This window comes from Chryseobacterium carnipullorum, assembly GCF_003815695.1.
Classification (GTDB): Bacteria; Bacteroidota; Bacteroidia; order Flavobacteriales; family Weeksellaceae; genus Chryseobacterium; species Chryseobacterium carnipullorum.
Window position 1 is genome coordinate 3771281 of the sequence record NZ_CP033920.1, and the last position, 21506, is coordinate 3792786.

The 21506-nt window shown below is 38.1% G+C and carries 20 protein-coding genes; 12 read left to right on the plus strand and 8 right to left on the minus strand.

Annotated features, from left to right (window positions below; all coding sequences use genetic code 11):
• Window position 1: 1 nt before the first annotated feature.
• The 3 genes from EG346_RS17195 to hemH are packed head-to-tail and all read left to right on the plus strand — an operon-like array spanning window position 2 to window position 3041.
• Window positions 2–694 (plus strand): lycopene cyclase domain-containing protein, encoded by a 693-nt coding sequence (locus tag EG346_RS17195; RefSeq protein ID WP_123880358.1) that lies wholly within the window; start codon window positions 2–4, stop codon window positions 692–694.
• Window positions 681–1961, plus strand: a complete 1281-nt coding sequence (locus EG346_RS17200; RefSeq protein ID WP_123880360.1) for a cryptochrome/photolyase family protein — start codon at window positions 681–683, stop codon at window positions 1959–1961. Before EG346_RS17195 ends, EG346_RS17200 begins: the two co-directional genes overlap by 14 nt.
• A gap of 51 nt (window positions 1962–2012) precedes the next feature.
• Window positions 2013–3041 (plus strand): ferrochelatase, encoded by a 1029-nt coding sequence (gene hemH, locus EG346_RS17205; protein ID WP_123880362.1) that lies wholly within the window; start codon window positions 2013–2015, stop codon window positions 3039–3041.
• A 247-nt stretch (window positions 3042–3288) separates the two neighbouring features.
• Here the strand turns inward: hemH and EG346_RS17210 are convergent, their stop codons facing one another.
• The 5 genes from EG346_RS17210 to EG346_RS17230 form a co-directional block, all read right to left on the minus strand.
• On the minus strand, window positions 3289–4035 hold the full coding sequence (locus EG346_RS17210) for a carbonic anhydrase family protein (protein WP_123880364.1): 747 nt from the start codon (window positions 4033–4035) through the stop codon (window positions 3289–3291).
• Window positions 4036–4525: 490 nt separating this feature from the next.
• Window positions 4526–5488, minus strand: coding sequence for a beta-1,6-N-acetylglucosaminyltransferase (locus EG346_RS17215; protein WP_228426034.1), 963 nt, complete (start codon window positions 5486–5488; stop codon window positions 4526–4528).
• A 364-nt stretch (window positions 5489–5852) separates the two neighbouring features.
• A complete protein-coding gene (locus EG346_RS17220) occupies window positions 5853–7058 on the minus strand; it encodes an MFS transporter (protein ID WP_123882748.1) in 1206 nt (401 codons plus the stop codon).
• Between the two features lie 93 nt (window positions 7059–7151).
• Window positions 7152–8066, minus strand: coding sequence for a helix-turn-helix domain-containing protein (locus tag EG346_RS17225; protein ID WP_123880366.1), 915 nt, complete (start codon window positions 8064–8066; stop codon window positions 7152–7154).
• A 310-nt stretch (window positions 8067–8376) separates the two neighbouring features.
• Window positions 8377–8913: a hypothetical protein gene (locus EG346_RS17230; protein WP_123880368.1), complete on the minus strand. Its 537-nt coding sequence runs from the start codon at window positions 8911–8913 to the stop codon at window positions 8377–8379.
• Between the two features lie 120 nt (window positions 8914–9033).
• Between EG346_RS17230 and EG346_RS17235 the strand changes: the two genes are divergently transcribed.
• The 9 genes from EG346_RS17235 to EG346_RS17275 all read left to right on the plus strand — a co-directional run bounded on the left by EG346_RS17235 (window position 9034) and on the right by EG346_RS17275 (window position 20045).
• A complete protein-coding gene (locus tag EG346_RS17235) occupies window positions 9034–10449 on the plus strand; it encodes an aminotransferase-like domain-containing protein (protein WP_123880370.1) in 1416 nt (471 codons plus the stop codon).
• A gap of 112 nt (window positions 10450–10561) precedes the next feature.
• Window positions 10562–10924, plus strand: coding sequence for a hypothetical protein (locus EG346_RS17240; RefSeq protein WP_123880372.1), 363 nt, complete (start codon window positions 10562–10564; stop codon window positions 10922–10924).
• A gap of 62 nt (window positions 10925–10986) precedes the next feature.
• On the plus strand, window positions 10987–11688 hold the full coding sequence (locus EG346_RS17245; protein WP_123880374.1) for an ABC transporter ATP-binding protein: 702 nt from the start codon (window positions 10987–10989) through the stop codon (window positions 11686–11688).
• 10 nt (window positions 11689–11698) lie between these two features.
• Window positions 11699–14182, plus strand: coding sequence for a TonB-dependent receptor (locus EG346_RS17250; protein WP_123880376.1), 2484 nt, complete (start codon window positions 11699–11701; stop codon window positions 14180–14182).
• An 11-nt stretch (window positions 14183–14193) separates the two neighbouring features.
• Complete coding sequence (locus tag EG346_RS17255; protein ID WP_123880378.1) at window positions 14194–15642, plus strand: ABC transporter permease; 1449 nt, start codon at window positions 14194–14196, stop codon at window positions 15640–15642.
• Window positions 15643–15644: 2 nt separating this feature from the next.
• On the plus strand, window positions 15645–16994 hold the full coding sequence (locus EG346_RS17260) for a DUF3526 domain-containing protein (protein ID WP_123880380.1): 1350 nt from the start codon (window positions 15645–15647) through the stop codon (window positions 16992–16994).
• A gap of 41 nt (window positions 16995–17035) precedes the next feature.
• On the plus strand, window positions 17036–17893 hold the full coding sequence (locus EG346_RS17265) for a hypothetical protein (RefSeq protein WP_123880382.1): 858 nt from the start codon (window positions 17036–17038) through the stop codon (window positions 17891–17893).
• Window positions 17894–18070: 177 nt separating this feature from the next.
• Window positions 18071–18247, plus strand: a complete 177-nt coding sequence (locus EG346_RS17270) for a BF3379 family histone-like protein (protein WP_073332466.1) — start codon at window positions 18071–18073, stop codon at window positions 18245–18247.
• A gap of 226 nt (window positions 18248–18473) precedes the next feature.
• Window positions 18474–20045 carry a M20/M25/M40 family metallo-hydrolase gene (locus EG346_RS17275; protein ID WP_123880384.1) on the plus strand — a complete coding sequence of 524 codons (1572 nt, stop codon included), beginning with the start codon at window positions 18474–18476 and terminating at the stop codon, window positions 20043–20045.
• Window positions 20046–20230: 185 nt separating this feature from the next.
• Here EG346_RS17275 and EG346_RS25490 read toward each other — a convergent pair whose 3' ends face one another.
• The 3 genes from EG346_RS25490 to EG346_RS17290 all read right to left on the minus strand — a co-directional run bounded on the left by EG346_RS25490 (window position 20231) and on the right by EG346_RS17290 (window position 21497).
• Window positions 20231–20641: an RDD family protein gene (locus EG346_RS25490; RefSeq protein ID WP_123882751.1), complete on the minus strand. Its 411-nt coding sequence runs from the start codon at window positions 20639–20641 to the stop codon at window positions 20231–20233.
• Window positions 20590–20796 carry a hypothetical protein gene (locus EG346_RS17285; RefSeq protein WP_123880386.1) on the minus strand — a complete coding sequence of 69 codons (207 nt, stop codon included), beginning with the start codon at window positions 20794–20796 and terminating at the stop codon, window positions 20590–20592. The genes EG346_RS25490 and EG346_RS17285 overlap by 52 nt, the downstream gene beginning before the upstream one ends.
• Window positions 20797–20861: 65 nt before the next feature.
• Window positions 20862–21497, minus strand: coding sequence for an HAD family hydrolase (locus EG346_RS17290; RefSeq protein ID WP_164466210.1), 636 nt, complete (start codon window positions 21495–21497; stop codon window positions 20862–20864).
• Window positions 21498–21506: the final 9 nt, after the last annotated feature.

A 21506-nucleotide genomic window follows, 5' to 3' on the forward strand; every position in this document is an offset into this window, starting at 1 on the left:
CATGCTCCATTACACCTATCTTTTAATTAATTTTTTTACGGTCATCATCTGTTTTGTTTTTTCATTTCATCCTAAAATAAAATTCAACAGGCATTTTTCTGCTTTTTTTAAGGCAGCGTTGATGGTAGCTCTTGTTTTTATTTTTTGGGATATCTGGTTTACCAAAAGGGGAGTGTGGTGGTTCAATGATACCTATCTTTTAGGAATCCGGGTGTACAACCTGCCAATTGAAGAAATCCTGTTTTTCTTCTGTATTCCTTTTTCATGTATTTTCACATACTTCTGTCTGGATCAGTTTTTTAAACTGGACTGGAAACCACTGCCTGAAAAAATATTTGTGATCATTTCCATTGTTTCATCAGTGGGAATTGCTTTTTATTTTCATGATAAGATTTATACATTTATTACTTTCTTATCCACAGCGGTAAGTATGTTCACGCTTTATTTTGTATTAAAATCAAGGTGGATCGGCAAAGCTTCATTCATCTATCTGGTGCTGATGCCCGGATTTCTGCTGGTCAACGGGATCCTTACCGGCACAGGCCTTGAATCTCCGATTGTCAACTACAATCCTCAGGATTTTATGGGAATCAGAATGCTGACCATTCCTATAGAAGATACCGTTTACGGATATGAAATGATTCTGTGGAATATTTATTTATTTCAAAAATTGAAGAGAAATGAGCAAAATTAATATTTTCTGGTTCAGAAGAGATCTCAGACTTGAAGACAATGCAGGGTTGTATCATGCGCTTAAGGCCGGACTGAAAGTGATTCCTGTTTTTATATTTGATTCCGAAATCCTGGAAAAGCTGGAGGATAAATCAGATCAGAGAGTAGACTATATCCACCAGGCGCTTGAGAATATCAATAAAGAACTTGAAAGCCATCAAAGCGGACTCAAAACCTATTACGGAAAACCACTGGATATCTTCAAAAAACTGACTGAAGATTTTGAGGTGGATACCGTATTCTGCAACAGGGATTATGAGCCGCAGGCGATTAAAAGAGATCAGGAAGTGGCTGACTTTCTTGAAAAAAGCGGAGTAACATTCTCAGACTTCAAAGATCAGGTGATCTTCGAAAAAAATGATATCCTGAAAAGTGATCAGTCTCCCTATACGGTCTATACTCCTTATTCAAAAAGATGGAGAGAAAACTTAGGCAATATTCAAGATTATCCCGTCGATTTCGTCAATTTTGAATCATTAAAAGATCATAAAACAATGCTCAGCCTTGAGGACATTGGTTTTAAAAAGACAGGAATGGAGTTTAACAAACCTTCTCTGGATAAAAAGATCATTGATTCTTATCAGCAATACAGGGATTTTCCATCCATGGATCATACGACCCATCTCGGCATTGCCCTTCGCTTTGGAACTATCTCTGTGAGAAAATGTGTGAAATTTGCCCTTCAACATAGCGAAACATGGCTTAGTGAACTTATCTGGAGAGAGTTTTTCATGCAGATTCTTTTTCATTTTCCTCATGTCGTCAGCCACTGTTTTAAGAAAAAATATGAAGACATTCCCTGGAGAAACAATGAAGAAGAGTTCAAAGCATGGTGTGAAGGCAAAACAGGATATCCTATTGTAGATGCAGGAATGCGCGAACTGAACGAAACCGGTTTTATGCACAACCGGGTAAGAATGATCACTGCGAGTTTCCTTACCAAACATCTTCTGATCGACTGGAGATGGGGAGAAGCTTATTTTGCTGCAAAGCTTCTGGACTATGATCTTTCGGCTAATAATGGAAACTGGCAGTGGGCTGCAGGTTGTGGTTGTGATGCCGCTCCCTATTTTAGAATTTTCAATCCCGAAGAGCAGACCAAAAAGTTTGATAAAGATTGGAAATACATCAAAAAATGGCTTCCGGGTAAGGAAATACAACAACCGTTGGTTGAGCACAAATTTGCCAGAGCAAGAGCTTTGGAGACGTATAAAAAAGCATTAAATTGAATACACGACAATACCATTTTATAAAATCATTCATCATTAAAATAAAGAACATTGGCTAAAAAAGGAATTTTATTGGTAAATCTTGGGTCACCAAGATCTACAGCGGTAAAGGATGTAAAGGAGTATCTTGACGAATTTTTAATGGATGAACGGGTAATAGATTACCGTTGGATTTTCCGTGCGCTGCTTGTCCGTGGAATTATCTTAAACACAAGACCTGCAAAATCAGCTGAAGCTTACAAAACCGTTTGGACGGATAAAGGCTCTCCACTGATTGTTATCACTGAAAAGGTTCAGGAAAAACTTCAAAAAATTGTGGATGTTCCCGTAGAAATAGGCATGAGATATGCACGGCCCAGCATTGAAACAGGAATTCAAAAACTGGTGGATCAGGGGGTTTCTGAAATTGTGCTTTTTCCGCTCTATCCGCAATATGCCATGAGTACAACGGAATCTGTCATTGAAAAAGCAGAAGAAGTAAGAAAAAAGAAATTTCCAAAGGTGAGAATCAATTATATTCAGCCTTTTTACCACAGAGATATTTACATCAATTGTCTGGCAGAAAGCATTAAGGAGAAACTTCCGGAAAATTTTGATGCGCTGCAGTTTTCCTATCATGGAGTTCCCGAAAGACATATTTATAAAACAGATCCTACCAAAACCTGTAATCTTAATGACTGTTGCTCTAGAGAAAGCAATCCAAGCCATCAGTTCTGTTACCGCCACCAGTGTTTTGACACGACTAAAAAAGTGATTGAAAAGCTGAGTTTGCCAAGAGAAAAGACTATTGTTTCTTTCCAGTCCAGGCTTGGAAAAGATAAGTGGATGGAGCCGTATACCGATGAAACTTTAGAAACAATTCCTTCAAAAGGAATTAAAAATCTGGCTATTGTCTGTCCGGCCTTTGTTTCCGACTGTCTTGAAACTCTGGAAGAAATTTCTGTAGAAGGAAAAGAACAGTTCCTGCATGCGGGAGGTGAACATTTTCATTACATTCCCTGCCTGAATGATGAAGACCGCTGGATAGAAGTAGTAAAGACTCTTTGCGAAGAAAAGCTTGATCAGTTTTATTTACTGTAATGATAAGAAAGAAGTGAAATATTTTAGTCACAAAAAAATCATAAAGTCACGATACCGCTCTTTTTAAGAGTGAAAAATGTATTATATTTAGACCGAAAAATAATTTTTTTTCATCATTTGTGTTTTTGAGTCTTCCTCCGGGAAGACTTTTTTTATGGCGGTGAGCATTGAAAAACTCCAACCCGAATCGGGTTAGAGTTTATTTTACAATCGGGCTATTAAGCCATAAGAATATCCATTATGATGATCACTTGATAAACTCCACATTTCCGGTTTCCATGTGATATTCCCCACCAATAATTTTGATTTCTCCCTTTTCCTCCATTTCTTTCAGGATAGGGCTGTTTTTTCTTATATTCGAAATGGTTTCATTGATGTTGGATTGGGTTACCGCTTCCAGATAGTCGGGATTTTTAGAGGTTTTTTCCCCTTTGAAATTTTGTACAGCAGCAATGGCCGGTTTTATTTTAGCCAAAAGAGCGGTAATATTGCCAAGTTCTACATTATCAATCGCAGATTTTATAGCACCACAATGTTCGTGTCCTAAGACCATCACTACTTTTGCACCGGAAACTTTGCATGCAAACTCAAGACTTCCTATAATATCTTCATTGCTTATATTTCCGGCAACTCTTGCGACAAACAGGTCACCGATTCCGGAATGAAAAACATCCTCTACCGGAACCCGTGAATCTAAACATGAAAGGATGACAGCTCCGGGATACTGTCCTAAAGAAGCCGTTCTTATTCTTTGTGAAGTATTACGGATGGTGAGTCTCTCATCCACAAATTCCTTATTTCTTTTTTTAAGAATGTCTATTACAAAATCAGGAGTTAATTGGGATTGAAATTTTTCAGTTAAAAACTCATCATCAATAATTTCCTCTTGATCAAAAGTGACCGGATGGTCTTTTTGAGATTTTTCACAAGATGTACTTGCCAAAAGAATCGCCGTTAAACAGGCCATTCTAAATAAATTGCTTTGTGTTTTCATTTTTTGTTTTTTTAATGGTTTATCGAATGATCGGATAAGATTTCTCTTTAAATAATGATTACTCCGATTCATTTTCTACATCATTAAATCTACAATACTTTAATTTATTTAATTGTTAAATTGTTAAAAATAAATGTGATTTTATTTATTTTCAATTAAAAATATGGATTTTGTGATTGATTTTCCGTAATTTTTGCTTTGGACTGCTGGTTTTTCTTAAATTATATCTTTTTGTGACTTGTTTTTCAAGTGCTTTTTGATTGGAATCCTCTCAATGGGCTATAAAAGATAGTAGAAGTGATCTGTTTCATCCCTTACATTCATTTTATAGGTCTATTTGTAGTACACTGTGCTAGCTTTTTAAGATTGATATCGGAAAGACTCTTTAAATGAAGAAATGTCCAAAATTGGATATAACGTATTTTGATAATTTTTACAAAAAAACCCTAACCAGCTTGTGGTTAAGGTGTATATTATAATGACGTAGATTTTAGTTTAAGTGAGAAACACTTGCGCTTATGTTTCTTACATCTATCATCTTCACGACAGTTTTAAAAGGCTGATCATATTGTATTTTAATAGAGTCAATAATGCTATGGTCTACATTATCATCAAACTTTCTGGCAAAAAGATGACTCCCTTTCTGAAGAAAATCTAAGTCTGTTTTTGTGAAAGTCTTGGGACGCAATTTGATATCCCCGTCCGGAATCCAGATAATGGCCCTCTTGTCGTCATCTACCAGAGTACCTGTAAAAGAAGTATTCATTAACACCGTCTGAAAGAAAGATTCATCGGCAATCAAGGTATTCAGATAATACTCCTCAAACTTTTTTACTTCGGTACTGTTCGTGATAAATTCACAACAGTCTCTGGTTAAAATCATCCACTGGCCGCCAATATAAGGAACAACATCTTTCATGAACTTTCTTTTGTGGGTTTTATCTGAAATTTTATCTTCCAGTTCCTCAAAATAATTTTCAATTCTGTTCATGGTTTCAGGCCTTGATTTTTTCTGGTCGGCTACTTTAATATAGCTTTTACCGTTGTTTTTGGATAGAAACTCTTTAATTATTTTCTGTGATTTCAGAGGATAATCCTGACCGCTTAAATTAATGAAATAGTCCCATTTCGCATCCATGTTGAGAAGATATTGCATCCCGTCCAATTCAGCCTGCACCATACTGTATCCTCCCCATACTACATTTTCACTGTCAAGGATCTGTACATTTGAATAGGGTTTTAAAAAGTTTCTGACCTCTTCGCCAATTTCCTGACTCGCTTTTTTGTCAATATGAATAAGATAAAAGTTGGTAGATTCGTAAATGGCTGTAAAAAGTTTTTTGAACTGATTTGGGAGGCGATGTACCAGAATTAAGTACGCAATACTCATCGATTTCATCGGTATACTGCCGATTTCATACCCATCGCTTTCGCCCATGTAAACACTTTTCATTTTATATTATTTTAAAATTATGAATGTTTACAACTCATTTTATAAAGTATTAATAGACATTTTTATAAATATACGATAATTAAACTGTTTTTATTGTAAATAATAAGATTGATAATATATATTCGGTGATCTGTTGACAGTATTGCCTTAAAAATAATTTGCGTTTTTTAATCTGTAATTTATTGTAAATCAATATTTATTTAAAATATTATTCATTGGCTGTTTGAAGTATATTGAAAAATGTTCATTTGTAAATTTAATAACGATTTAATCCTTTTTTTGTGTCCTGTTTATTTTGAAATTAGCTTTTTTCATCGTGAAATAAATTATACATACGTCTGATAAGCATAAAAAAAGCAGAGAATCAATTCCCTGCTTTTTCTTTTTTAACTGCCTGATGCATCACGAGGATAATTCCTAAAAGGATGATCGCAATCGCCAGATACCGCCAGGCCAGTCCACCCTGTTCTGTAACATTGCCACTGACAGATATGATAAAACTTGTAATAGAAGTGATCACATACACCAGTCCGCCCATTAATCCTCCTGCTGTTCCCGCATTTTTAGGGAAATAAAGCATACTCGTTGTAAAAAATGAAGTAAATAGAATTCCCGAACAAATGTGAATGAAAAAGGCAAATGGAATCATGATAAACAGGCTTTCCGCATAAAAGCTGGTGGCAATCAAGCCCACAATCAGTACCAGTTGTAAAATGATAGGCTGTAAAATTCTGTCCTTAAAGTCAAGCTTAAGCCTCTTTTTTCCTATAAAACCTCCGATCATCCATGAAAATCCTAATATCAGGGTACAGTACCCGATGACTACCGGCGTAAAGTGAAACGTGTTTTCAATAATAAAAGGCCCCGTGATATTAAAAAGCATCACAATAGAATAGCTCAGTCCTAAAATAAAGATTCCAAGCATGAAAATCCTGTTTTTAAGCATCATTTTATAAAGACTGATGTTCTCGGAAAGATTAAGTTTCTTTTTCTCCGGTAAACTTTCACCACTGAAAAACCATTCAAACAGAAACAGAGCACCTGCATAAAAAGCAAGAAAATAAAAATTCGCGTGCCAGTTAAACAGTTTTTCAAGATATCCACCCAGAAAAGGGGCCAGAATAGGTCCGCACGACCAGACGATGGTGAAATAGCTCAGATAATGTTTCACCTTTTCCGAATCATAAAGATCCACAAAAATAGCCCGGGTAGATACAACAAGGATGGAAACGGCTGCGCCCTGAAGAATACGGAGCAGACAGATCAATAGGATGCTGTCCGTCATTGTAATCAGGATACTGCTGATGATCAGGAGAAATAAGGCAATTAATTTAGGCCGGTAACGCCCGATACTATCAAGAATTCCACCTACAAACAGCTGGGAGATCCCGTAACTTAGTAAGTAAGACGTTAAAGTGATCTGGATGTCTTTTTCGGATACCTGCATTTCATGGGCCATCGAAGGAAATGAGGGCAAATAAATATCAGTGACAAACCCCGAAAGCGGGATCGACACAAAAGCCATAATGGTTATTAATCTGATTCTTTTCTCAGATGCTTCTTTCAACAACATATTCGTTCGTTATTTTACAGTGCAAAAATAAGCCAAGAAAGGTCCTGTTGAATTTTAAAAGACAAAGTAAAAATTACAAAAATCAAAGATTTAATTAGAATTCTTAAATTTTAACGGTGAAACCTCAGCATGCTTTTTAAAGAAATTATTGAAATGAGACGGCTGGTCGAATCCAAGCGTATATCCTATTTCAGCAATATCCCAGTTCGTGTATTTTAATAGATTTTTAGACTCTTCAAATACCCTTTCTTTAATGATCTGGGTCGTAGTAAGCTGCGTTACCGATTTTACTGATGAATTCAAATGGTTGACATGGACATTAAGATGCTCAGCAAAATCAGAAGCCGTTTTCAGAGCCAGCGGATAAGCCGGGGAATCCAGTGGAAACTGTTTATTAAGAAGTTCATCAAACAAACGGTATAGACGGATATTGGCCGGAAGCTCATTAGGATTGATGTCATCCACACGATTTTCCAGGGCAAGATGCATCACAGAGGCCAGATGGCTTTTGATGCTGCTGCATCGGAAAGGATATGCCGAATTGTTCAGTTTATACATCTGTTCAAAATACAGCGTCGCCAGCTGCGTTTGCTCATCCGTTAAAAAAACAATGGGTTTACTCCATTCTTTGAACAGGGAAGTCTTTTTAAATAAATTGAATTCAGAATTCCCATTAAAAAACTCCTGATTAAAAAGACAAAAATATCCTTCCTGAAGATCCCCGTCACATTCCCATGAATACGGAATATGGGGCGAAGGGAAAAACAGGGCAGGACGGTCAATATACAGTTCATAAGCACCATACTGAAACGTACCTTTTCCCTGGATAAAGCTTACTTTATAATAATCACGGCGGTTATAAGGACTTTTAAAACTACAGTACTTCCGCATAGAAACATTGAAATGCGACTTTCCGGTTTCGAAATCATCCGAATCAAACATTTTCATCTGATTCTTCCTGAGGCGTTTGTAATAATCTTCAATGGTTTCCAGCTGATCACTCATAATACAGAAATTATAAAAATCAAAGATACAGAAACCATTGTTAATCCTGATATTTTTCTATGAGGCACTCCTGATCGGTCCAAGAATTTTCTCAATTTCCTTTGAATGGCCTTTGACAATGACACAGGTCTGTAACACTTTAAACTAAAGTGATCTACAATGTTTAAAAATCTTCTTCATATTTCATGATCTGTGTTATCCGTGAAATCTGTGGGAGATTAAAACATTCACCACAAAAGCCACAAAATTTTTTGAACACTTGAGCTGATTTAAAGTTAAAATTTATTCTGTAAAGAAGTACCCTTAAGCTTTAGTAAAATCGTTGATTTTCCTGTTTTTTACTGATTTCTAATTGCAGAATATGGGATGGAAGATGGAAAGGTCCTGCTGTAGTGTCAGCTGCTACGGAAAATCCTGACTCTTTTAAAAACTCTAAAAGGGGATCATTCGTCATTATATTGATCCAGATAATATCGGTGAAGCTGGCAGCAGATCTGCTTTTTTTCCAGAGTGATTCCCTGATTTCCGGTGAGTTAAATTCCGGCAGGATTACAAAACTCATCTCTGTAGCTCTTTTCTCTTCAGATAGAGAAGGGTGACTCACGCCGCTTTTAAGAATGCTGTATCCCACAGGTTGATCATCTGCGTATGTAATGATAAGCTGATTGGAAAGGTCATTCAGATCATTGATCATCTTTCTGGGATCAATGTCCTCTTCAATATGTTTTTTGATGTCCTTTTCAGGAACAAGTTCCTGGTGTAATGCATACACTGAAGCATCGATAATCGTTATAAGATCAGAAATTCCCTCCTCAGAACCCACTGTAAATTTTGAAATTATATTCATGAATCTTTTTTATTCAAAATTAGAAGATAATAGCATTCAAAAGAGATACAGTTCCCATTAATTTAATCGGTACAGTTACTTATTTTGTAAATTTGTACGGTACAGTTTATCCGATTAAAGATGAAATCATACAAATATGAAATTTTCACTTCAGTTATTGAAGAGCAGATCAGAAAGAGAATTCTGAGCAAGGGGCAGCGGTTACCTTCCGTCAGGGTGATTAAAACTCAATATAATTTGAGTACAAGTTCAGTTCAAAGTGGTTTTGATCATCTTATGATAAAAGGATTGGTAGAAAGCCGTCCCAGTTCAGGCTATTTTGTATCCTACACCCCTGAAGACAATAGTTTTCAGACCAGAGTAGAGATGCCTCTTGTGGTAAGAGATCCTGAATTTGCGAAAAATATTATGCTCACCTCAGCCAGAAACAAACCTTCTGAAGTGAGTTCTTTCAATAGCGCAGCGCCGGGAGATCTTGTAATTCCTCAAAAACTTATCCTCAGAACGATGCAGGAAGTCATCCGTGAAAAGGGAGCTGCATTGTTGAGGTACTATCCTTCCAATGGTTTGCAGGACCTTAGAAAACAAATTTCCAAACAGATGGCATCACATGGGTGCTTAATGAATCCCGATGAACTGATCATTACAGATGGTGCATTGCAGGCTCTCACCATAGCTTTGGGAGCAGTCATTCAACCTGGTGACATCGTAGCTGTTGAAAGTCCGTGTGTCTTTTCCATTCTGGAGGCTGTGGCCAATCTAGGTCTTAAAATAATTGAAATTCCTGTACACTATGAAACAGGTTTTGATACAGAGTACTTAAAAAAGGTCTGTGTCTCCAATGAGGTAAAGGCGGTGATATTAACGCCAAATTTTCAAAATCCGACCGGGATCGTTATGAGTGATGACGCTAAAAAAGAACTGTTAGCCGTTGCATCCATTTATCAGATCCCGATTATTGAAAATGAAGTATATGGTGATCTTTATTTTGGTGAAAAAAGGCCAAGTTGTATCAGGAGCTTTGATCATTCCGGCCTGGTAATGACCTATTCTTCGTTTTCAAAAACACTGGCCCCGGGTATCCGTTTAGGCTGGCTGAATACCGGACGTTTTTATTCCCGTTCCGAAAAGGCAAGGTTTGCTATGGGTAGATCTGTTTCTCCGATCTATCAGGAGCTGATGCTGAAACTTCTTCAGGGAAACAGCTATGAGAGGCACCTGCGATCTTTCCGAAAACAACTGAACAGACAAGCCGTTGAGCTGCTTGATGCCTTACGTCATTACTTTCCCGACGATGCCTGTTTTCAAAGTCCTCAGGGAGGTTACAGTATTTGGGGAAAACTACCGGAAAGAACAGATATGAAGGCATTCTTTGATTATTGTGACAAAAACAGAATTCTTTTTACTCCGGGAAATACATTTTCATTTACGGATAAGTACAGCCATCATTTTCGGATTGTTTTTGCAGACCGGATCACACCGGAAAGCCTTACTTTATTAGAAAAAGCAGGATTAAAAGCAAAATCTTACCCATAATTGAATAGCGGCAATCGTTGAAGAAGATTGAAATTGGTTTTAAGTAAAGTCGTCAGTTCATTAAATATTTTTTAATTTCGCAGCATTCAAATTCAATCAGTAAATCTATCTATTGAGAATCACGAAGCATTTTAAAAACTTTTTAACGGCAATATTCATTGCTGTATATGCTTTTGCTGTTTCTCCGGCAGAATATCTTCACCATCATTTTCTTCACAGTCAGAATGCAGGAAACTCTCTTCAGCATTCAAAAGAGAATGGAAAGATCTTTAAAAAAGCTTTTTCATCATGTGATACAAAATGTCCGGTCTGCCACCACAAACTATGGGGTGAAGGAGGAATCGGTAAGATTGATACTGCTGCATTTTCATTAACAAAAATTACGGGAAAAATTTTCTCTTCTCCCGGATTTCTATTTTCTAACACTCTTTTTTCTTTAGCGGACAGAGGTCCTCCGGTGTATGATAATTTTTAAATATCCTTTGCCTGCTTTTGCGGGCTTACCATTTTAATTATTTAATTACATAATACATTTTCATGTCAATATTACAAGCAATTGAGCTTAGTAAGCAGTACAACCATGTCACTGCTCTAAGCGGTCTCAATATATCCGTACAAAAAGGAGAAATTTTCTGTCTGCTCGGGCAAAACGGAGCCGGTAAGACAACCACAATCAATATATTTTTAGGATTCTTAAAACCCAGCTCAGGTCAGGCCCTTATCAATGGAATTCCGGTGGAAATGAATGGTGGAACCACTAAAAAGTATATAGCCTATATTCCGGAAGTGGTACAGTTGTATCCCAATCTTACAGGAATTGAAAATTTAGGTTTTTTCAGTCAGATGGCTGGGTTTTGCTATTCCAAAGAAGAGCTTGGAGCATTTTTGGAGAATACAAGTCTTCAGAAGGCTGCCCATCACAAAAAACTGTCTGCCTATTCTAAAGGGATGCGTCAGAAAGTAGCCATTGCTATTGCTGTTGCAAAAAATGCGGACCTCATCTTAATGGACGAACCCACTTCAGGACTTGATCCGAAAGCCACCGCCGAATTTACAAGGATCTGTAAAGATCTTGCAGCCAAAGGGAAGAGTATTATGATGGCTACGCATGATATCTTCAATGCGGTGAATGTAGGAACGCGTATCGGGATTATGAAAGAAGGCAGCCTTGTTCATATCCTGCAGGCCAGTTCTGTTACAGCAGATGAACTTCAGAGAATTTATTTGGAAACCATTTAACAACAGAAAAATGAAATACTTGTATATCACCGCTGCACTGGCTATTGCCAGTGTGAAGGTTTGTGCGCAGCAGACATTATCAGGAGAAGTGGTTGGACAAAATCATCAAAGGCTTAAAAACGCAAGAATCACTATTAAAAATAACGAAAACAAATATGAAACCACTTCCCGGGATGGGAATTTCAGTATCCCGGATGTTAAAACCGGTATTTATGAGCTCAGAGTGAATGCTGAATCTTTCGAAACCCATACAGAACAAATTGAAGCAGATAGTATCTCTTTAACAAAAAAAATAGTCATTCATCTTTATAAAGTCGGAACTATTCAGGAAGTGGAAATTTTGGGCAGAGCATCAAAAAAATACCATAGTGACTATTCATTCTCAGCTACAAAAATTGGAGTTCAGAACAAAGATATTCCGTTTTCGATTTCTACCGTCAGCAAGGAACTGATCAACGACAGGCAGGCTTTTCAATTAAGTGACGCTGTGAAAATGGCCAGCAGTGTAATCCCTGTGAGCTATTATAACCAGTTCAGTATCCGAGGAATTGCGCAGAATGAAGAAGGAACCATCATCAATGGAATGCGTACGAGACAGTATTATTTTATGCAGCCCATGACGACCAACCTTGAGAAAATAGAAGTCATCAAAGGCCCGGCCAGCGCTGTTCTTTCCAGCGTAGATCCCGGAGGAAGCATCGTTTTGGTGACGAAGAAACCGCTGAAAACACCTAGTAAGGAAGTCAGTATGAGCGTAGGAAGCTTTAGTACTATAAGAAGCTCACTCGATTTTACCGGACCACTGAATAAGGAGAAAACTCTTTTATACCGATTGAACGCAGGATATGCACAGGCTCAGAGTTTCAGGGATATACAGTCCCAGAAAAGTGTTTTGATTTCCCCTTCGATTTCCTATATACCAAATGACAGGACCGCTATCAACTTAGAAATGATCTACAGCGACCTGAACGGAAAAATAGACAGAGGACAGCCTATTTTCGGAGCGACAGATGGAATGACGGATCTGAGAAGTACACCTGTAAGCTTCAATTTAGGAGCAATTAACGATTATTTTAAATCAAAGGAACTGATCATTATGTCCAATTTTACCCATCGTATAACCGATAAGATCAGCATCAATGCATCATATATGAAGCAGACATGGAAGGAAGATCTTCAGGAGCACAGAACAACCAATGCTTTTGCTGTAAATGCAGAGAATAAACCTATTCCAACCCTTGCAGGAATGCAGATGGTACAGCGGAATCAGTTCTGGAATACGGATAATCTCAATGCGTATCTGGTATTCAATCTTAACACAGGGCCTGTTCAACATAAAATTCTGGCAGGCTATGATTTGATCAGTACCCATAAATACAAAGGTGGAGCGCAAAACACCGCAAGAGGATATCTTCTGAAGGACGGAAAGACAACTTCTTCCTATAATCCTCAGAATGCAGATGCCTATCAAATGGTAACAATCAACGGGATTACCATGCCGAAACCCAATGTAGAGCACTTTAATCTGGCTAATCCTGTTTACAGCATTAAAAATCCTGAAGAGTATGTATTTTCAAAAACTGCATTGACCCCTGCTTTGATCCGTTCCAATGGAATGTATATTCAGGACCAGATCAATTGGAACCATTTTAATTTATTTCTAAGCCTGAGACAGGAATGGTTTCAGGATATTACCCGGTATAAAGAGAATAATGAGATCGTTGTAAAAGACAGCAAACTGATCCCAAGACTTGGTCTTACCTATCATGTGAATGAAAACATCAATGTTTATGCCTCGTACACAGAAGGGTTCCAGCCACAGTCGAATACCGCTTCACTGGCTCCGGTAGCCATTCCTGAGGGCAGAGCTTTTGACCCTTTGAAGAGTAAGTCTAAAGAGATCGGGATGAAAGCTGATTTTTTTAATAAAAAGATTCATATTGATTTTGCCATCTACGAAATCCGTCAGCAGAATATCCTGCTGAATGCCAATGATCCTTCAGAACCGGACCGTCTCGTCACAAGAGGGCAGGAACGAAGCCGTGGCTTTGAAATGGACATTATCGGGAATGTATTACCTCAGTGGCAGGTATTCGCATCTTACGGATACAATGATGCGAGAATTGTTGACGACATCAATCCTGCGCTGATAGGAGCAAGAAAGCAGAACACTCCGTTTCACAGCGCCAATATCTGGCAGAAATACAGCTTTGACAGCTTTGGAGAATCTTCTTTTCTAAAAGATATAGCGATAGGAGTGGGCGTTCAGTACAGTGGAAATAAAGTGCCGATGTATAACCGCTCATTTTTGGTTCCTGAATATACGCTTTTTGATGCTGCCGTTTATTACACACCTAAGCAGGGACCTGTGAGAATAGCTTTCAATGTCAACAATATTTTTAACAGAACGTACTGGCTCGGTGCACAAAATTACCTCCGTTTATTTCCCGGGGCTCCCAGAAATGCAATGCTCACCGCAGTCTATAAATTTTAAATCTAATAAATATGAGAGTACATATAATACGTCTGATTTCAATACAGCTTTGGAAACAGTCATTACAAAATAAGGCGGTTATTTTTCTTCTGTCTGTCCTGAGCATTTTGTTTGCCTTTGCCGCTTACACCGGAGGACAGGATTATAAAGTGCAGGAAGATATCAGAGTTAAACATCAGGTGGATGTACGTCATCAATGGGAAAGTAAACCGGATAAACATCCTCACAGAATGGCTCATTACGGTTATCTGATCTTCAGGGCAAGACACCCTTTGAGTTTTTTTGATTATGGTTTGGAACGGTACATGGGAAATTCCGTATTTCTGGAAGCGCATAAACAGAATACCGTTAATTTTTCAGAAGCGGGATTTTCATCCGGAATGCTAAGATTTGGAGAAGTGAGTATGGCGATGATTCTGCAAACCCTTATTCCGTTGTTTATATTTTTCCTGGGATTCAGCTGCATCTCTGCAGAACGGGAAAACAATACTCTGAAAGTACTGATTAGTCAGGGAGTACGATGGAAAGAGTTACTGTCCGGGAAAATACTGGGACTGCTTGGTCTTGTCAGTGTGGTTTTTATTCCTGTCATGATCCTTTCTGCAATCATGTGGTTTTCGCTGACCGGTTTTAAGAGTACTATTGATGAATTTTTACGTCTTTTTTGGATCGCTGCCGCTTATTTTATCTACTTTTTTATTGTATGCAGTGTGTGCGTGATGGTTTCTGCAGTAAGCCAAACTTCAAAATCCTCTTTAATAAAACTGATCGGTTTATGGATTCTTTTCATTGTTATTATTCCGAGAACGGCACAGGCCTTCGGGGGCTATCTGTATCCGGCTCCGTCAAAAATAGATTTTGACACCAAAGTGGAAAACGAGCTGGTAAAAACAGGAGACAGCCACAATCCGAATGATGTGTATTACAAAGGAATAAAAGACTCTCTTCTACAGGCTTATCAGGTAAAAACAGTGGAAGAACTGCCCTTTAACTACAGCGGTTATATCATGGCCGAAGGTGAAAAGATAAGTTCAGGAATCTATAATAAACACTGGCAAAAACAGCTTGTTATTTACGAAGAACAAAACAGCATCAACCGCTTGCTCGCCTTTGTTAATCCTTTTCAGGCAATGAAAGACCTTTCGGCAGCTCTTACGGGATCAGATTTTAATTCCTATATCAGCTACCAGGAGCAGGTGGAAGAGTACAGATATCAACTGGCTCAGCTGATGAACAAACTGCAGATGGAAAATATAAGTAATAAAAAGCAACAGGCAAATGATAAATCTTATACCATCAGCAAAGATCACTGGAAAGAGCTTCCTGATTTTCGATACAGATTTATAAGTCAGACGATGTTGTTTCAGAATGAAATCACTTCTGTACTTTCTTTGCTTCTCTGGACATTGGGTCTTGTTGTTATTATTCATTTAATGTCTAAAACACTAAAAATAAATTAATCATGTACCTTTTATTATTTAAGAACTTCATTCGTTCCCAGTCTGCTTATTTGGGAATGCTGTTCCTGCTGTTATCAGGATTAGTCAGTATTTTTGTGGGAAGACAGTTTATCAATAAGCAAAAAGCCACTATTGAACATACAGCTATATATCAGAGAGAACATATTCAGCGATATACAGGATATATAGAAAAAGACCTTGGTCTTTTGTTATACTATCTGAAATTTGGATTAGTCAACCAAACAGATCATCTGAATGCCCTGTCCATAGGTCAGAGAGATGTAAATCCTTCTATACAGAACCTAACGATAAGAAATCTGGAAGGACAGAAGTATGATACCGATCTTCAAAATCCGGTCAGTCTGCTTCTGGGGAGTTTGGATCTCGGTTTTGTGATCATTTTTCTCTTTCCGCTGGTGATTATTTCCTACTGTTACAATCTGTTGTCGGAAGAAAAAGAAGAAAGTACATGGATTCTTCTTTCTGTACAGTCGCCATCACCTTTCAGAATTTTGTATAAAAAGTTTGTGATCCGTTTTGCAGTCATTGCAGGAGTTTTACTGTTTCTGATTATTCTGGCTGTTCCACTCCTGGATTTAAGTATTAACAGAGCATTAGCCGGTTTTTTTCTGGTTTCACTCTTTTATATTATCGTATGGTTTGCGATAAGCTTTTGGGTTGTTTCCTGGAATAAAAGCTCAAGAGCAGGCGCTGCACGACTTTTGTTTTTCTGGATTGTACTCACCGTTATCCTTCCGGCTGTTCTCAATCATTTTATTTTAAGCCAATATCCGCTCCCGGAAGCGTTGGATACAGCGGTTGAGCAGAGAGAAGCGTATCATGAAAAATGGGATACCGATCAAAAGCCGACTTTAGAAAAATTTTACAAACACTATCCACAGTTCAGATCCTATGGTTTTCCGAAAGAAAGTTTCAACTGGCTTTGGTATTATGCCATGCAGCAGATGGGAGACGATGAATCCAAAATTCAGTCGGATCAGCTGAAAGCAAAGCTTTGGAAGCGGGAAGAAATGAGCAGGACGCTTTCTTATTTTGTTCCAGGACTTCATGCACAGCTTCAGTTAAATGATCTTACGGGTTCCGGATTGGCAGACCAGTTGAGGTTCACAAAGGCGGCAGAACATTTTCATGAAAGTAAACGACTCCTTTTTTATCCTAAAATCTTCGCAAACGAACCTACGGGAAGTATCAACTGGAAGCAATTTCAGCTGGAATACTACAATGAAAAGAGTAAAGTCAACTGGTTGGTGATGCTGGGGCCTCTATTGCTGTTCAGTTTGCTGTTTTATTTCATGGGAAGCATCAATTTCAGGAAGCAGGCAGCTTTGTAAGATTGTCCGTTTGAAGCATACTTTTTTGTATTTTAGGAGGTATGAAAATCATTATACTGTTAACTGCTTTATTCCCGGTTTTTATTTTCGGACAGCGATATATTTACGGGGTAGAATGTGTTTTGAGATCACTAAAAACCACCTGTATCAATAATGAAAGATTGATTTCTGAGATTAAATTTCCCAGTTCTGATGATGCGTTGGTCATACAAAAACCAGTGGCCCTATACGGAAGATTTGAAGACCTGGAAAGAATCCGGTTGCCCCGGTTTTTTGAAGCCAATACCATTGATTTTAAATGTGGGGAGAAGGTGCAGTTTGAAACAAGCTATGAAGGAAATTTTTATTACGCACAGAAAAAAGAAGATAACAGAAAGCTGTACTTCATTAATGATGGACTGAATACGATATACAGAGGTACGGAAAAGATAGAAAGTTTCTCTCCCGATACGTTCAGCCCCGATACTAAGAATAAGTATCTTTCCTTCTACAGAAGCGACAAAGAAAATGATCCGGACTATGAAGTTCGATATTATTTCAGGGATAAAAACGGTGATCTGGTTTATTCTTTTCACCAGAGAGGAAATGAATTTGATGAATATACTTACGAATACACAGAACACAATTACGATCGGGTACTTTCTTCAGTTTATAAAAACGATATTCTGTTTGAAGAATATGAGTATTTTGACAATGATGAAAGTTATAAACAGGTGATAAGCCAATACAGTGTTAATGAATCTTACCGTTTGGATAAAAAGCGACATCCGGTTTTAAAATCTTCTGCATTTTCTGACACCCAAAAGGCCTGCCGTTGCCATGAGGGATCTATGACCGTCATAGAATTTTGGAATAAGAATAAATGTACAAGACAAATGGATGATATAATCCTTGAATAATCCTTGTACAGAGCGACAGGACCTAATAAAAGATGTGAATTTTTAACAGAAACATAAAAAATGACGGTACGGTGGAGGAAAAAAAGAAGAAAATAGCATTTTGGTCTAAAATTTTTTAGCCGGAGCTAGGCTGGAATTACCATAAAACCTATATTTGCACCCTAAATTTTAAAAATAATGAAAGAACTAATTGAAAAAATCAACGCTGAATTCGAAGCGTTTGCAAGTGAGGCTAACCAACAAGCAGAAAAAGGAAACAAAGCTGCAGGTACAAGAGCTCGTAAATCAGCTTTAGAACTTAGCAAATTGTTCAAAGAATTCAGAAAAGTTTCAGTTGACGAAGCTAAAAAATAATTCGTTCCCCAGCCGGCTCATTGAGCCGGCTTTTTTATATTCTTTTTTTCAGTAATCACCCTTTGAAATTTTCCCCTTTCCAGAAATCTGTAGTTTAAGGTTTGCTGTAGTTTTTTTCATGGAGCCACCACATTCCATTATCAAATCACCAGATTTTCCCTTTTAACGCTCCGTTCTCTTCTTCAATCCCACAAATTCTTTTATCTTTAAGCATTCAATATATGTTATGAAGATAAATAGATTTTTTGCTGTTCCAGCAGTTGTGCTGGCTGCCCAGTTCTCATGGGCGCAGGTGAAGGTAGATCCGAAAGAAAAACTGGACCCTATTGTAAAAAGCTTTGTAGATGAAATCAACAACAGTTCTCAGCTTGAAAATATGGCGTATGAGCTTCTGGATGGTATCGGACCCCGTCTTGTGGGAACTCCGGAAATGTTAGCTGCGAATGAATGGTCTGCTGCTAAACTCCGTTCATGGGGAATAGAATCCAACCTTCAGCAGTTCGGAACATGGAAAGGATGGCAGCGTGGCATTACGCATGTAGATATGACGTATCCGCGTGTAAAATCATTGGCTGCCACACAGCTTGCCTGGAGCCCGGCAACGAAAAAAGCAGTAGAAGCTGAGGTGGTAGTGCTTCCAAAAGTTTCTTCTAAAGCAGAATTTGATGCATGGCTTCCTTCTGCGAAAGGAAAAATAGTGCTTATCGCGCAATACCAGAAAATCGGACGTTCTGATGAGCAGATCAAAGAATTTGCCACTCCGGAACTGTACGAAAAACTGAAAGCAGAAAAAGAACAGGCTTCCAAAGACTTCCGCGATTATGTGAAAAATATCGGCTATGATAATAATACGCTTCCTGAAGCATTGGAAAAAGCAGGAGCAGCCGGAATCGCTATTTCAAACTGGACGGGAATCATGGGCGCAAACAGAATTTTTGGAGCCAAAACCTCAAAAATCCCAATGATCGACATTGATGTTGAGGATTATGGAATGCTTTACAGAATGGCAGAAAATGGAGCTAAGCCTAAAATTAAAGTTGAAGTACAGTCCAGGATTCTTCCCGATGCAAAAAACTTTAATACCATCGGAATCATTAAAGGAAAGGAAAAGCCTGAAGAATATGTGATTCTTTCCGCCCACCTTGATTCATGGGACGGAGCACAGGGAGCCACAGACAACGGAACGGGTACGCTTACGATGCTTGAGGCAATGAGAATCCTGAAGAAATATTACCCAAACAACAAGAGAACCATCGTTGTAGGACTTTGGGGAAGTGAAGAGCAGGGACTGAATGGCTCAAGAGGCTTTGTAGCAGACAATCCTCAGATTATGAAAGGAACACAGGCCGTGTTCAATCAGGATAATGGAACAGGCCGCGTGATCAATATCAGCGGGCAGGGATTTGTAGACTCCTACAGCTATATCGGAAAATGGCTGAACGGAGTTCCTAAAACAGTTAGAGATCAGATTAAAACAGATTTCCCTGGAATGCCGGGTGGTGGTGGCTCTGACCATGCTTCATTTGTGGCAGCAGGGGTACCAGGATTTTCTCTGAGCTCCCTGAACTGGGGATATTTCGGTTATACATGGCACACCACAAAAGACACCTACGATAAGATCGTTTTTGATGAGGTAAAAAATAATGTGGTTTTAACCGCTGCATTGGCCTATATGGCATCAGAAGATCCTGAATTTACAAGCAGAGAAAGAAGAGTGATGCCTCAGGACGATAAAGGCGCAACGGTAAAGTGGCCGGAAGTTAAGGAGCCGAAGAGAGATTCTAAGGAGTATAAATAAATGGGATAGACGTCAGATGTTAGATATCAGACATCAGACGTGAGATTTCAGACTAAGATTAAGATTAAGATTAAGATTAAGATTAAGATTAATTTTGGACTGGGACTGAGGGAACTGATATTACGGCGCACTCGTAATACTGTTTTTGTCACCATCCTTTACAATATAAAAGGCTGTACAGATTATTATTGTACAGCCTTTGTTTTTTTTGGGTAAAGAAGATTTTTGATCTCCTGCCTTTTATTTTCTTTAACGATGTAGGTTTTGCAGATTTTGTTGTTCAGATTCATACTGAAATGCATCTCAGTAAATTCTTTTTCCCAATTATCATTTGCCAGCGGGATGTAATCTGAAAAGATAGGCCAGAAATTCGCTAGGCACAAAAAGTTTCTTTTTAAAGATAACCAGAGACCCGGATCATTTCCAAAATCATCAATCACTTTTATTTTAAATATACTCTTTCCTAGAGTCGTTCCCCAATACCATTCGCATAGAGTCCCCGAAATAATAGCACAGGGAATGGAATACAGAAAACTGATGATCGCTATTTTTCCAAACAGAAAGAAGAAGATAAGGAAGAAGGGTAGGATGTCAATGAGCTTAGCAAAAGCCTTTTTCTTTCATTGCCTTTATAAGTAGTCTCATAGGGAAAATCATATTCAAAAGAATTATAAATCCTGTATCCGAATTCATCAAACTGACGGGTTGGCCTGCGGATCATTCTTCTGTCCTTAAGTTCTGATATTCTCATTGGTTCTCTTATGATTCTGTTTATTTCATGGCCTGAATCTTTTTCTTAAGTTTAAAAATGGAGGTTTAAACAAATAATTCCAGATCAGAAAACTTTGAAACAGAAGGTTTGTAATCACCTGTAATCAGCTTTCCGAAGCCGTATTCGCAGAAAATAAAAGGTAGGCTGTTTGCTTTTGCAGAATCGTAATCGGTTTGTGTATCACCAATATAAACTGAGTTTTCAATGCTTAAATGATTTCTTTCCATAATCAGATGAATATTCTCTGACTTCGGTTTTTTAGTCCGGCCGTGGGATTCAATGTCTGTAAACAGATCGTTGAACTGATAGTATTCTAAAAATGCTTCGATGTAGCCGTCCTGACAATTGCTCACAATAAAAAGTTGGTGGTCTTTTGCTAAATTCTTTAAGGCTTCTGCCACTCCGGTATAGAGAATACCACCTTCAAGATGCAGGATTTTATTTTCATGTTGAATGATTTCGGAAAGAACTTCGTGAACCTGCTGATTGGAAATGCCGGGAACGATAGCTTTTATAATAGTATCGGCCAGTAATCCCATGTATTGGTCCATATCTTCAGGCTTCAAATCCTTGTCGATCAATTGGTATTTATTTAAAACCTGATTCCAGATTTTAATGATGGTAGCTCTGGAATCCCAAAGCGTTCCGTCTAAATCGAAAATTAAATTTTTATAGCTCAAAATGTATTG

Coding starts and splice junctions, on each gene's coding strand:
- EG346_RS17270 (WP_073332466.1), top strand. CDS start 18,071: ATGAAAGAACTAATTGAAAAAATCAACGCTGAATTCGAAGCGTTTGCA.
- EG346_RS17285 (WP_123880386.1), bottom strand. CDS start 20,796: ATGAGAATATCAGAACTTAAGGACAGAAGAATGATCCGCAGGCCAACC.
- EG346_RS17255 (WP_123880378.1), top strand. CDS start 14,194: ATGAGAGTACATATAATACGTCTGATTTCAATACAGCTTTGGAAACAG.
- EG346_RS17275 (WP_123880384.1), top strand. CDS start 18,474: ATGAAGATAAATAGATTTTTTGCTGTTCCAGCAGTTGTGCTGGCTGCC.
- EG346_RS17200 (WP_123880360.1), top strand. CDS start 681: ATGAGCAAAATTAATATTTTCTGGTTCAGAAGAGATCTCAGACTTGAA.
- EG346_RS17260 (WP_123880380.1), top strand. CDS start 15,645: ATGTACCTTTTATTATTTAAGAACTTCATTCGTTCCCAGTCTGCTTAT.
- EG346_RS17235 (WP_123880370.1), top strand. CDS start 9,034: ATGAAATCATACAAATATGAAATTTTCACTTCAGTTATTGAAGAGCAG.
- EG346_RS17210 (WP_123880364.1), bottom strand. CDS start 4,035: ATGAAAACACAAAGCAATTTATTTAGAATGGCCTGTTTAACGGCGATT.
- EG346_RS17215 (WP_228426034.1), bottom strand. CDS start 5,488: ATGAAAAGTGTTTACATGGGCGAAAGCGATGGGTATGAAATCGGCAGT.
- EG346_RS17195 (WP_123880358.1), top strand. CDS start 2: ATGCTCCATTACACCTATCTTTTAATTAATTTTTTTACGGTCATCATC.
- EG346_RS17265 (WP_123880382.1), top strand. CDS start 17,036: ATGAAAATCATTATACTGTTAACTGCTTTATTCCCGGTTTTTATTTTC.
- EG346_RS17245 (WP_123880374.1), top strand. CDS start 10,987: ATGTCAATATTACAAGCAATTGAGCTTAGTAAGCAGTACAACCATGTC.
- EG346_RS17250 (WP_123880376.1), top strand. CDS start 11,699: ATGAAATACTTGTATATCACCGCTGCACTGGCTATTGCCAGTGTGAAG.
- EG346_RS17230 (WP_123880368.1), bottom strand. CDS start 8,913: ATGAATATAATTTCAAAATTTACAGTGGGTTCTGAGGAGGGAATTTCT.
- EG346_RS17225 (WP_123880366.1), bottom strand. CDS start 8,066: ATGAGTGATCAGCTGGAAACCATTGAAGATTATTACAAACGCCTCAGG.